The 12,676-nt window shown below is 73.7% G+C and carries 9 protein-coding genes; 3 read left to right on the top strand and 6 right to left on the bottom strand.

All coding sequences use genetic code 11. The features are described from left to right. Nucleotides 1–8 precede the first annotated feature (8 nt). The 6 genes from E1293_RS50320 to E1293_RS36125 all read right to left on the bottom strand — a co-directional run bounded on the left by E1293_RS50320 (nt 9) and on the right by E1293_RS36125 (nt 8,548). Nucleotides 9–2,885: a helix-turn-helix transcriptional regulator gene (locus E1293_RS50320; protein WP_279473324.1), complete on the bottom strand. Its 2,877-nt coding sequence runs from the start codon at nt 2,883–2,885 to the stop codon at nt 9–11. 393 nt (nt 2,886–3,278) lie between these two features. Continuing rightward, nucleotides 3,279–4,712: a rhamnulokinase gene (locus E1293_RS36145; RefSeq protein ID WP_132202801.1), complete on the bottom strand. Its 1,434-nt coding sequence runs from the start codon at nt 4,710–4,712 to the stop codon at nt 3,279–3,281. After that, complete coding sequence (locus E1293_RS36140; RefSeq protein WP_132202799.1) at nt 4,709–5,329, bottom strand: LutC/YkgG family protein; 621 nt, start codon at nt 5,327–5,329, stop codon at nt 4,709–4,711. The genes E1293_RS36145 and E1293_RS36140 overlap by 4 nt, the downstream gene beginning before the upstream one ends. Next, entirely contained in the window at nt 5,326–6,747 is a 1,422-nt protein-coding gene (locus E1293_RS36135) for a LutB/LldF family L-lactate oxidation iron-sulfur protein (protein ID WP_207939294.1), read from the bottom strand. Before E1293_RS36135 ends, E1293_RS36140 begins: the two co-directional genes overlap by 4 nt. 29 nt (nt 6,748–6,776) lie before the next feature. Further along, a complete protein-coding gene (locus E1293_RS36130) occupies nt 6,777–7,490 on the bottom strand; it encodes a (Fe-S)-binding protein (RefSeq protein WP_132202797.1) in 714 nt (237 codons plus the stop codon). Continuing rightward, nucleotides 7,487–8,548, bottom strand: a complete 1,062-nt coding sequence (locus E1293_RS36125) for a LacI family DNA-binding transcriptional regulator (RefSeq protein WP_243717059.1) — start codon at nt 8,546–8,548, stop codon at nt 7,487–7,489. The genes E1293_RS36130 and E1293_RS36125 overlap by 4 nt, the downstream gene beginning before the upstream one ends. 305 nt (nt 8,549–8,853) lie before the next feature. Between E1293_RS36125 and E1293_RS36120 the strand changes: the two genes are divergently transcribed. The 3 genes from E1293_RS36120 (at nt 8,854) to E1293_RS36110 (ending at nt 12,672) form a co-directional block, all read left to right on the top strand. After that, nucleotides 8,854–10,392: a sugar ABC transporter ATP-binding protein gene (locus tag E1293_RS36120; protein WP_132202793.1), complete on the top strand. Its 1,539-nt coding sequence runs from the start codon at nt 8,854–8,856 to the stop codon at nt 10,390–10,392. A gap of 154 nt (nt 10,393–10,546) precedes the next feature. Further along, a complete protein-coding gene (locus E1293_RS36115) occupies nt 10,547–11,686 on the top strand; it encodes an ABC transporter permease (protein ID WP_132202791.1) in 1,140 nt (379 codons plus the stop codon). Then, nucleotides 11,683–12,672, top strand: coding sequence for an ABC transporter permease (locus E1293_RS36110; protein ID WP_132202789.1), 990 nt, complete (start codon nt 11,683–11,685; stop codon nt 12,670–12,672). The genes E1293_RS36115 and E1293_RS36110 overlap by 4 nt, the downstream gene beginning before the upstream one ends. Nucleotides 12,673–12,676: the final 4 nt, after the last annotated feature.

Below are 12,676 nucleotides of genomic sequence, written 5' to 3'. Positions count from 1 at the left end.
GGGCCCGGTCAGCCGGCCCCGGGAGCGTCGGGGTCGGACCCGTTGCGGGCGAGCGCGTTCACCACGCCGACCCTGGAGTTCACCCCGAACTTGGCGAAGATGTGCGACAGGTGCGTCTCGACGGTGCGGATGCTGACGAACAGCCGCTCGGCTATCTGGGAGTTCGTGCAGCCCTCGACGACCAGCGACGCGACCTCGTACTCGCGCTTGGACAGCCCGCCCGGCAGCCCCGTGCCGCGGCCGCCCTTGGCGGGCACCCGCACGCCGATCCTGCGCTGCTCGCGGACGGCCTGCGCGTGCAGCGCCCGCGCGCCGCAGTCGTCGAAGACGCCGGCGGCCAGCCGCAGCTGCTCGCGGGCGGCCGGGCGGTCGCCCGCGCCGGCGTGGGCCTGCCCGGCCCGCATCCGGGCCCGGCCGGCGTCGATGCGGTGCCCGGCCTCCTCGAAGACCTGCGCGGCCGCGAGCGCCTCCCGCGCCGCGGCGGCGGGATCGGTCAGCTGCAGGACGTGGGCGCGGGCCAGCCGCGCGAGCCCGTTGTGGGCCTCCAGGCCCGGGATGACGTAGTGCTCGCCGCGCTCCACCCACTTCTGGGCGGCGGCGGTGCGGCCCTGGCCCGCCTCGATGCCGGCCATGACCTCGCTGAGCGACAGGTGGGTCCGCTGGTCCAGCGGGCCCTTGACCGTCGTCTCGACGGCCCGGGCGCCCTCCTCCAGCCGGCCGAGGCCGATCAGCGCCATCGCCCGCGCGTAGCGGGCCATCGAGCCCCACCACTCGCCGACTCCGGTGCCGCTCTCGATGGCCTCCTCGGCGTGCCGCAGCGCGGACTCCTCGTCCCCGGACCAGCCCGCGACCAGGCTCTGCTGGGTGAGCGCGAACACCAGCTGCTGCCCCGAGTGCAGGAGCCTGGCCTCCTCCACCGCCTCCTCGGCGACGGCCGCGGCCTCCTCCAGCCTCCCGAGCATCCCGTAGGCGCGGGTCTGGCCCGCCATCAGGGTGGGGACGACGTACAGCTGCCCGGTGGTGCGGGCGACGTCGACCGCCCGCTCGAACCGGCGGGCCGCGCTGAGGAAGTGGCCCATGAACGTCTCCGCCCAGCACAGCCAGGCGATCGCGTCCATCCATTCGGCCAGGTGCTCGTCGGGGGCGGCGTCCACCAGCCGGTCGGCGGCCGCCAGGTAGCGCAGGGTGTCCTCGATGCGGCCCGCGGCGAGCGCGGGCATCGGCCGGAACGCCGCCACCGCGAGCTCCAGGCTGGGCTCCCAGTCCTCCGAGCTGTCCGGCATGAGGTCGAGGACGGCCTGCGCGGCGCGGAAGTCGATCCGCATCATCCGCTCGGCGATCAGCCGCATCCGCAGCGGCACCGCGGCCGGGGAGCGCGGGTCGGGCATCCGGCGCAGCTCGTCCAGCAGCAGGGTGCGGGCCTCGTTCGGGCGGTCGAGCTGGCGTTCCATCAGCGCGGCGAGCCGGGCCGCGCGGGCACGCTGCTCGTAGGCGTCCAGCGGCAGCATCTTCAGGACGCTGCGCGCGGTCTCGCGGCCGTCGGTGAGGTGCCCGCCGACCGTCTGGACCTGCGCCAGCTCCATCATCAGCTCGAGCCGCGAGGGCAGCTCGGGGTCGTCGGCGGCGGGCATCAGCCCGAGCGCGACCTTCAGCCAGTGCGCGGCCGTCGTCGGCGCCTGGGTGGCGAAGGCGCGGGCGGCCTCCACCAGGGTGGCGATCGCGGCCCGGTCGCCGGTCCGCGCCGACCGCTCCAGGTGCCGGGCGCGGACGGCGGCGGGCGCGCCGATCTCGGTGAGGTAGGCGGCGATCCGCCGGTGCGCGGCCAGCCGCCACCCGGCCGCCGCCGACCGGTAGGCGGCATGCCTGACCAGCGGATGGCGGAACCGGAACCGCTCCGCGCGGGGCCGCACGATGTCGCGGGCGACCAGCTCGTCGAGGGCGTCCAGCGCGACCCGCTCGGTCACCTCGGCGGCCACCGCGGCGAGCGGCGGCGCGAACTCGTCGGCCGCGACCGCGGCGCTCTGCGCGATCAGCAGCGCGTCCGGCGACAGGCCGCTCAGCTCCAGCTGCAGCGCCGCGCGCACGGCGGGCGGCAGCTCGCCCTCGGCGTACCCGCCGGCGAGCGGCTCCCGCGTGCGGGCGAGCGCCTCCAGGTAGAAGGGGTTGCCGCCGCTGGCGTTGTACAGCTCGCTGCAGCGTGCCCCGCTGACGCCGGGGCCGAGCAGTTCGCGGACCTCGTCCTGGGTGAGCGGGCCGACCGACAGCCGGTGCCCGCCCGCGGCGCGCAGCGAGTCCTGCACCAGCGCGGCCAGCCGCGCCGACGCCTGCGCGGGCCGGTAGGCGACGGCGATCAGCACCCGGGCGCGCGGCGGATGCCGGACGAGGTGGTCCAGCAGCTCGATCGTGGCGTTGTCGGCCCAGTGGACGTCGTCGAGGATCAGCACCAGGCCGGACGGCGCCGCCACGTCCTCCAGCAGCCGCCGCACCGCCCGGTACAGCTGGTAGCGGGGGACCGGGGCGCCCGCCGGCGCGCCGGCCTCGTCCCCGCCGAGGAACGCCGCCAGCGCGGGGAACACGGGCCCGAGCAGCCGGACGGTGCCGGCGCCGAGGTCGCCGGCGTGCTCTTCGAGGTGGTCGTCGAGCGCGTCGACGACGGCGCCGAACGGCATCTCCTGCTCGAACTCGGAGGCGCGGCCGGCCAGGGTGGCGAGCTTGCGGGCGTCCGCGGCGTCCGACAGCTCGTTGAGCAGCCGCGTCTTGCCCGCGCCGGGCTCGCCCACCAGGGCCAGGAACCGGAACGCGTCGGCGGCGGTGGCGTCCAGGGCCTCCTCGAAGACGCGCAGCACGTTCCTGCGTCCGACCAGTGGGACCCCGCTCGCCGCCACACCGTTCTCCTGGCCCGTACGACCCTCCATCATGCCCCTTCGAGAGAGAGGACCGTCGGCCTCGGCCGGCCCGCCGTGCCGCGGGGCGGCCGACGATGCGGGAAGCCCGCGCGTTCACGCGTGGCTGGAGTCACGTCCACACCCCAACAGCGACAGGGCGGTCGATACGCCGTGATCATGCTTCTCGTCGTGGTCCCGGGAGGATGGGCGGTTTTTACCCTATCGGGTAAAACGTCAATAAGGTGGGGCCAACACGCCCCGGCCCGCGCGTCATCCCCACGGGACGGCCTCCTCCGCGACCGTGTTGTTCATAGATATGAACGGTCCTTTGCGGCGCCATGTCAACCTCGGGAAGGTAAACCGTCCCGCGGGCGTGACATCGGCACGGCGGGATCAGCCGTCCAGGCCGAGGCGGACGGCGGCGTCGCGCCAGCGGGCCCCGTCGCCCGACGGGGTGTGGCGGCGGAGGTCCTGGGTGGCGGCGACCAGGGCGCGGGACTCGGGCAGGCCGCCGACGAGGCCGTGGGCGCGGGCCTGGACCAGCACGTTCCCGAGGGCCGTCGCCTCGACCGGGCCCGCGACGACCGGAAGGCCGCTGGCGTCGGCGGTGAGCCGGCACAGCAGGTCGTTGCGGCTGCCGCCGCCCACCAGGTGGACGACGTCGATCTCCTTGCCGGACAGGCGCGACGCCTGCCGGAGCGCGGCGCGGTGCGCCAGGGCGAGGCTGTCCATGATGCAGCGGACGGTCTCGGCCCGGGTGGCCGGCTCGGGGAAGCCGCGGCGGCGGCAGTGCGCGGCGATGCGGGACGGCATGTCGCCGGGCGGGAGGAACTCGGGGTCGTCGGGGTCGACGAGCGAGCGCAGGCCGGGGACGTCGGCGGCCTCGGCGAGCAGAGCCGGCAGGTCCGGGTCGCCCCAGGCCCGCAGGGACTCCTGGAGGAGCCACAGGCCCATCACGTTGCGCAGGTAGCGGACCGTGCCGTCCACGCCGCCCTCGTTGGTGAAGTTGGCCTTGCGGCTCGCCTCGGTCAGGACGGGGGCGTCCAGTTCCACCCCGACCAGCGACCAGGTGCCGCAGGAGATGTAGGCGAACCGGCCCGTCGTGGCGGGGACCGCGGCGACGGCCGAGGCCGTGTCGTGGGAGCCGACGGCCGCCACCTGAAGGGCGTCGTGGCCGGTCTCGGCCGCCACGTCCGCGCGGAGGGCTCCGATGGCGGAACCGGGGTCGCGAAGCGGCGGAAGGATCTTCGCGGGGAGGTCCAGGCGAGCCGGCAGGTCCTGCGACCAGGTGCCGGTGCGGACGTCCAGCAGGCCCGTCGTGGACGCGTTCGTGCGCTCGGCGCCGATCTCGCCGGTGAGCCAGTAGGCGAGCAGGTCCGGGACGAGGAGGAGCGTCGCGGCCCGGGAGAGATCGTCCGCGGCGAGCTGGTAGATCGTGTTGAAGGGGAGGAACTGCAGGCCGGAGGCCTGGTAGAGGAGGTCGTCGCCCAGTTCGGCGCGGACCCGGTCCATCACGCCGACCGTGCGGGCGTCCCGGTAGTGGACGGGGTTGCCGAGCAGGGTCCCGTTCGCGTCCAGGAGGCCGTAGTCGACGGCCCACGAGTCGATCCCGACCGACGCCAGGTCGCGCGGGGCGGAGCGCAGGCCGTCCAGCACGTTGCCGTAGAGGCCGAGGACGTCCCAGTGCAGGGTGCCGTTGACCCGGACGGGACGGTTCGGAAACCGGCGGACCTCCTCCAGCGCCAGGGTGCCCGGACCGACGCGTCCGGCCATCACGCGGCCACTCGACGCGCCCAGATCGACGGCCGCGAAAGTCGCTTCCTTCATTCGACGACCAGTACCTCCAACGTGCGGGGGCCGTGTACGCCCTCGACCCGGGAAAGCTCGATGTCGCTGGTGGCCGACGGCCCGGACACGAACGTGAGCGGGCGCCGCGCGTCCAGCCGTTCGAGCGCCTCGGGCACGTCCGGGGCGACCTGCTCGGCGAGGACGACGATCAGGTGGTAGTCGGGCACGAGCGACAGGGCCCGCGGCCCCTGCGCGACGCCGTGGTCCAGGACGATCGTGCCGGTCTCCGCGATGGCGGCGGCGCACCCGGTGACCGCCCCGGCGAGGCCGTCCAGCGACGAGACCGACGGGTCGCGGACGAGCGGGGCGTCCACCGCGGACGTCCACTCGGAGGGAAGATCGCCCGGCACGCCGCAGGAGCCGGGACGGGTCGCAAGGCGCTCGGCGATCACCGAAGGGACCTCGGCCGCGGACACGCGCAGGACCGTCGCCCGGTAGTCGGCGACCCGCTCCGCGAACAGGTCGAGCACGCCGTCCTCGTGGTGGCGGCGCAGGTAGCCGCGGTCGATCCGGTCGTAGGAGGCCGCGACCTCGGCGGCGGCGCGGGTCGCCACCACCCGCTCGATCCGGCCGAGGATCTCCTCGCGCGCGTTCACCTGTCCCCGTCCTTCCGGCCGCCGTCGGTGCGGGCCCACCAGGCGCGGAACGACTCGGGCGGCGGCGCGGGCGCGTCGCGCGTCTCGGTCCAGGCGTTCAGCGGGCCGGGCAGCCGCCGGATCCGGCCGCCGCGCGCCACGACGCGCCGGCTCGCGGACGCGGCGCGCTGCGCGAGCGCCAGCCGGGTGGGGGAGCGCAGCGTCCAGCCGGCCGCCGTCATCGCCACCCGTTCGAGGGGGTGGCGCGGGCCCTTCTCGACGGCGCGGGCCCGCAGGTGGACGAGCACTTCCGGGATGTCGATCGCGACCGGGCACGCCTCGAAGCACGCCCCGCACAGCGTCGACGCGTACGGCAGCGAGGCGTCCACGTCCGACCCGATGCCCCTGATCTGCGGGGACAGGATCGCGCCGATCGGCCCCGGGTAGGGCGACCCGTAGGCGTGGCCGCCCGCGCGCTGGTAGACCGGGCACACGTTCAGGCACGCGGAGCAGCGGATGCAGCGCAGCGCCTGCCGGCCGACCTCGTCGGCCAGGGTGGCGGTGCGGCCGTTGTCCAGCAGGACGAGGTGGAAGTCGCGGGGGCCGTCGCCGGGGGAGACGCCCGTCCAGGCGGAGGTGTAGGGGTTCATCCGCTCGGCCGTGGACGAGCGGGGCAGCAGCTGCAGGAACACCTCAAGGTCCCGCCAGCTCGGCACGAGCTTCTCCACGCCCATCACGGAGATGAGCGTCTCGGGGAGCGTCAGGCACATCCGCCCGTTGCCCTCCGATTCCAGGACGACGAGGGTGCCGGTGTCGGCGACGGCGAAGTTCACGCCCGACACCCCGACCTTCGCCGACAGGAACTTGGCGCGCAGGTGCCGCCGGGCGGCCTCGGCCAGCTCGGCGGGGGAGTCGGTCAGCCCCTCCGGCACGTCCTCCATCGCGCGCAGGAAGATGTCGCGGATGTCGGACCGGTTCCGGTGGATGGCGGGGACGAGGATGTGCGACGGCCGGTCGTCGCCGAGCTGGACGATCAGCTCGGCGAGGTCGGTCTCGTAGGCGGTGATGCCCTCCTCGGCGAGGAACTCGTTGAGGCCGATCTCCTGCGTGGCCATCGACTTGACCTTGACGACCTCGGTCTCGCCGGTCGCCTTCACCAGGTCGGCGACGATCCGGTTGGCCTCGCCGGCGTCGCGCGCCCAGTGGACCGTCCCGCCGGCCTCGGTGACCCTCTCCTCCAGCAGCCGCAGGTAGTGGCCGAGGTTCGCCAGGACGTGGTCCTTGATCTGCTTGCCCGCCTCTCGCAGCGCGGGCCAGTCGTCCAGCTCGGCGACCGCGGAGGCGCGCCGCCCCCGGATCGTGGTGGTCGCGTGCGCGAGGTTGCCGCGCAGCCGCGTGTCCGCGACCGCGCGCCGCGCCGCGTCGGGGAACGACGGCATCCCGACGTAGGTGGGCATGGCTGAAGAACTCATGACGGGTCCTCCTCGGTGGAGGCGAGGATCTCGGCCAGGTGGATCGTCCGTACCGCGGCGCGCGTGCGGGTGAGGGCGCCGCCGATGTGCATCAGGCACGAGTTGTCGGCCGCGCACAGCGCCTCGGCCTTGGTCTCCCGGACGGCGGTGACCTTGTCCGCGCACATCGCCGCCGACACCTCGGAGTTCTTCAGCGCGAACGTCCCGCCGAACCCGCAGCACTCGCGGGCGTCCGGCAGGTCGACCAGGTCGATGCCGCGGACCTCGCGCAGCAGCCGCTGCGGCCGGTCGCCGACGTGCAGCATCCGCAGCGAGTGGCACGTCGGGTGGTAGGTGACGCGGTGCGGGAAGTACGCGCCGACGTCGGTGACGCCGAGGACGTCCACCAGGAACTCCGACAGCTCGTGCACCCGGGACGCGACCCCGGCGGTGCGCGGCGCCAGCCTCGGATGCCAGTCGCGGATCATCGCCCCGCACGACGCGGACGGCGTCACGACCGCGTCGTACGGCTCGAACGTCTCCGCGAACCCCTTGACCATGGCGAGGGCCTGCCGCCGGTAGCCGGTGTTGAGGTGCATCTGGCCGCAGCAGGTCTGCGACTCCGGGAACTCGACGTCGTGGCCGAGCCGCCGCAGCAGCCGCACCATCGCCTTCCCCGTCTCCGGATACATCGTGTCGTTGACGCAGGTGAGGAACAGCGCGACCTTCATGAGGCGCCTCCCGGGGACGACCGGCTGGACTCGCGTACCACCAGTTCGGGCTGGAACATGACCTGCTGGTGGGCGTGCCCGCCCGACTCGTCGCACTCCTCCAGCAGCAGCTCGGTCGCGATCCGGCCGAGCTGGTAGGTGGGCTGCCGCACCGAGCTGAGCGGGACGGCCGCCGCGGCAGAGAACTCGATGTCGTCGTACCCGATCAGCGCCACGTCACCCGGCACCTTGATCCCGGCCTGCAGCAGGACGCGCAGCACGCCGAGCGCCAGCAGGTCGTTCGCGCAGAAGATCGCGTCCGGCAGCGGCGGGCCCGCCTCCAGCAGCCGCCGCGCCGCCTCCTGCCCGGACCGGGCGTTCATCGCGCCGACGGCGACCTCGCGCAGGACGTCGCGGCCGAGCCCGGCGGCGCGCAGCGCCCGCAGCGCGCCCTTGCGCCGGTCGGCGCACTGCCGCAGCACGGTCGGCCCGGTGACGAACGCCAGCGTGCGGGCCCCGCCGTCCAGCAGCTCGCCGACCGCCAGCTCACCGCCGGCGACGTCGTCGACGGCGACCGAGCACTGGTTGGCGCGCGGCGTCGGATGGTCGAGCAGCACCACCGGGACGTTCCGGTCGCGCAGCCGGTCGGCGGTCTCGCCGTCGTCGCCGACCGGGGTCAGCAGCACGCCGCGGACCCGCTGCTCGGCGAACACCCGCAGGTTGCGCTGCTCCCGCTCGACCGACTCGCCGGACGAGGACAGGATCACCGCGTAGCCGCGCTCGCTGGCGATGTCCTCCACGCCGCGCGCGACGTCGGTGAAGAACGGGTTGGCGAGGTCGAGGACCATCAGCCCGATCGTGCTGCTGTGCCCGGCGCGCAGCGTGGACGCCGACCCGTTGCGGACGAAGCCGAGCTCCCGGATCGCCGTCTCCACCCGCGCGCGCGTGGCCTCGGCGACCCGCTCGGGCCGGTTGAGCACGTTGGACACCGTGCCCGGCGAGACGCCGGCGTGCGCCGCGACCTGCTTGATGCCGACGGCCCTGTTCGGCGGCTCGGGACGTCCGGTGCCTGCGCTCAATCGGTGTGCCCCCGGTCCGTCCGCCATCGCTTGTGTCGCCGCTCACTTTGGGTCATCGAATTAAAACGTGTCAACCCCGGAGTCGGGAGGCCATCGACGTAAACCCGGCTGGCCGGTCCCGGCCGGAGGCGACTTCGAAATCAACCCCGCCCTTGCAAGCGCGGGGTTTTCGCATCATGAGGGGGTACCGGTGGCGATGTTCCCTCTTGACGGGTGCTCCGGCTCACATCTAGCGTCCTCCGCAACATCCTGTTAAAACGTTTTTCATCGATACGTCACAGACGTCCCCCGCGAGGAGGGCCGCGATGGGTGCACCGGGCCGGTCGGCGCCGCCGACATTGGCACTGGTCAACGTGAGTAAGTCGTTCGGCGCCGTACGGGCCCTCCAGGGCGTGACGCTGGAGCTCCACGCGGGCGAGGTGCACGCGCTGGCCGGCGAGAACGGCGCGGGCAAGTCCACGGTCGTAAAAACGTTCGCAGGGGTCCACCGCCCCGACGCGGGCGAGGTCCGGGTCGACGGCGAGGCGGTCGCGTTCGGCGGACCCGCCGACGCGCAGGCCGCCGGCGTCGCGGTCATCTACCAGGAGCCCACCCTGTTCCCCGACCTGTCGGTCGCCGAGAACATCTTCATGGGCCGCCAGCCGCGCGGCGCGCTCGGCCGCATCGACCGCCGCGCCATGCACGCCGAGACGGCGAGGCTGTTCGAGCGGCTCGGCGTCGCGCTGGACCCGCAGCAGCCCGCCCGCGGCCTGTCGATCGCCGACCAGCAGGTCGTCGAGATCGCCAAGGCCATCTCCCGGGACGCGCGCGTCCTCATCATGGACGAGCCCACCGCGGCGCTGACCGGCCAGGAGGTCGCGCGCCTCTTCACCGTCACCCGCACGCTGCGCGAGGACGGCTGCGCGGTCCTGTTCATCTCGCACCGGCTGGAGGAGATCTTCGAGCTCTGCCAGCGGGTCACGACGCTGCGCGACGGCACCTACGTCGGCACCGACCGGACCGAGGACATCACCGCCGACGACCTCGTCCGCCGGATGGTCGGCCGCGACCTCGACGCCCTCTACCCTAAGCAGGACGTCACGCCCGGCGAGGTCGCGCTGAAGGTCAGCAGGCTGACCCGCGAGGGCGCCTTCACCGACATCTCCTTCGAGGTCCGCCGCGGCGAGATCGTCGCGCTGGCCGGGCTGGTCGGCGCCGGCCGCAGCGAGGTCGCCCGCGCCGTCTTCGGCGTGGACCGCTGGGACGCCGGCGACGTCGAGGTCGACGGCCGCAGGCTCCCGGCGGGCAGCCCCACGGCCGCGATGTCGGCGGGGCTCGCGCTCGTCCCCGAGGACCGCCGCCAGCAGGGGCTGGTCATGGACATGTCCATCGAGCGCAACATCGGCCTCACCCAGCTGCGCACGCTGCGCCGCGAGACCGGCCGCGGCGGCCTGATCTCCCGCAAGGTCGAGCGGAACCGCGCCGCCGACTGGGGCCTGCGGCTCCAGCTGAAGTACGCGCGGCTCACCGACGCCGTCGGCGTCCTGTCCGGCGGCAACCAGCAGAAGGTCGTGCTCGCCAAGTGGCTGGCCACCGAGCCGGGCGTGCTGATCGTGGACGAGCCGACCCGCGGCATCGACGTCGGCACCAAGGCCGAGGTCCACAGGCTGCTGTCGGAACTCGCCGCGCAGGACATCGCGGTGCTGATGATCTCCTCCGACCTGCCGGAGGTGATCGGCATGGCCGACCGCGTCCTGGTCATGCACGAGGGCCGGCTGACCGCCGAGATCGCCCGCGCGGACGCGACCGAGGAGAGCGTGATGGCCGCCGCGACCGGCCGCCCCGGCACGGGAAAGGCGGCCTGATGACCGCAGCGAAGCGAGGATCTTCAGGCCGCCGGCTCCGGGGGTCTGGGGGTCGTCCCCCAGAAGGGCAGGGCCTGATGACCGCAGCGAAGCGAGGATCTTCAGGCCGCCCGCCCGGGGGCCTGGGGGTCGCCCCCCAGAAGGGCAGGGCCTGATGACCGTTCTCACTCAGTCCCCGGCGCGGCCGGGCTCGGGCGGGGCGCCGGGCGGCGGGCGCCGCCTGGTCGACCTGGTCTTGCGCGCCCGCGAGCTGAGCATCCTCGGCGCGCTCGTCGTCCTCGTCGTCGGCACGACCATCGCCAACCCGCGGTTCCTGTCGGGGCAGGGCGTCAACGACATCTTCCTCAACGCCTCGATCCTGGTGCTGCTCGCCGTCGGGCAGAGCATGGTCGTCGTCACCCGCAACATCGACCTGTCGGTCGGGTCCGTCGTCGGGCTCGTCGCGTTCACCGCCGGAAAGTTCGCCGCGAGCGGCGACCGCAACATCGTGCTGGTCGTGCTGGTGGGCGTCCTCATCGGCCTGGCCTGCGGGCTGGTGAACGGGCTGCTCGTCAGCTTCTGCCGCGTCCCCGCCCTCGTCGTCACGCTCGGCACGCTGTACGTGATCCAGGGGCTCGACTACCGGATCGCGCACGGTGACCAGATCGGCGCCGCCGAGCTGCCGGCCTCGCTGCTGAAACTCGGCAACGACGGGATCCTCGGCATCCCCTACCTGCCGATCATCACCGTGATCGTGATGCTGGCGGCCGGCTACTACCTGCGCTCCTACTCCTCCGGCCGCGAGTACTACGCGATCGGGTCCAGCCCCGAGGCGGCGATGCTCGCCGGCGTGTCGATCCGCCGCCGCGTCCTCACCGCCTACCTGGTCAGCGGCGCCCTCGCGGGCCTCGCCGGGGTGCTGTGGCTCGCCCGGTTCGGCACCGTCGTGGCGGACGCCGCGCACGGCTGGGAGCTGAAGGTCGTCAGCGCCGTCGTCGTCGGCGGCGTCGCCATCACCGGCGGCGTCGGCACCGTGTACGGGGCGGCGCTCGGCGCGCTGCTGCTCACCACCATCGGCAGCGTGCTGGTGGTCCTCAAGGTCAACTCGTTCTGGCAGGACGCGATCACCGGCGTCCTGCTGCTGCTCGCCATCAGCGTCGACCGGCTGCTGGCGCTGCGCGTCACGCGGGCGCTGAAACAGCGGTCCCTGGAGTCCACCGTGCATCGCGACGTGAACGGCGGCGGGACCGCCCCGCCACCGAGCACGCCATCGAGCACTGCATCGAAGACGGCATCCGAGGAGGGCCGGTCATGAGCCGCCTGATGCGGTGGGAGACCGCCGTCACCGCGCTGCTGGTCCTCGTGTTCGCGGGCGGCGCCGGGTTCTCGCCCGACTTCGCCAACAACGACAACCTGTCGTTCGCGCTCGACGACCTCAGCGAGATCGCGCTGATAGCGCTGCCGATGACGCTGCTGGTCGTGTGCGGCCAGGTCGACCTGTCCGTCGCGTCCATCCTCGGGCTGTGCAGCGCCCTCACCGGCAAGCTGTGGGACGGCGGCATGGCCATCGAGACGATCATCCCGATCGTGCTCGTCGTCGGGCTCGTCTGCGGCCTCGTCAACGGCCTGCTCGTCACCCGGCTCGGGCTGCCGTCCCTCGCCGTGACCATCGGCACCATGACCCTTTACCGGGGCCTCGCCTACGTGACGCTCGGCACCGGGGCGATCTCGGAGTTCCCGTCCGCCTACACCGACCTCGCGACCTCGTCCGTCCCGGGCACCCCGATCCCGTACCCGATCGCGCTGTTCGTCCTGCTCGCCATCGTGACCGGCGTCGTCCTGCACGCCACCGGCATCGGACGGTCGCTGTTCGCGATCGGCGCGCAGGAGGACGCCGCCTACTTCGCCGGCATCCGGGTCAAGCGGCTCAAGCTGATCCTGTTCGTGGTGTCCGGCCTCGTCGCCGGGTTCGCCGGCATCGTCTACACGCTCCGCTACGGCAGCGCCCGCGCCGACAACGGACTCGGCCTGGAGCTCACCGTCATCGCGGCGGTGCTGCTCGGCGGCATCGACTTCGACGGCGGCAAGGGCACCCTCGGCGGCGTCATCGCGGCCGTGCTGCTCATCGGCCTGCTCCGCAACCTGCTGATGCTCAACGACGTCCCCACCGAGGTCCAGTCGATCGTCACCGGGCTGCTGCTCATCATCAGCGTCCTCACCCCGCGGCTGATCGCCGTGGTGCGCGAGGCACAAGGCCGGCGGCGGGGCGCGCGACCCGCGGCTCCCGCCGCCGCCCCCTGAACCC

The sequence above is a fragment of the Actinomadura darangshiensis genome, from assembly GCF_004349235.1.
In the GTDB taxonomy this organism is placed as follows: Bacteria; Actinomycetota; Actinomycetes; order Streptosporangiales; family Streptosporangiaceae; genus Spirillospora; species Spirillospora darangshiensis.
Note: the sequence above shows the minus strand (reverse complement) of the source record. Positions and strands in the feature narration are given on the sequence as shown.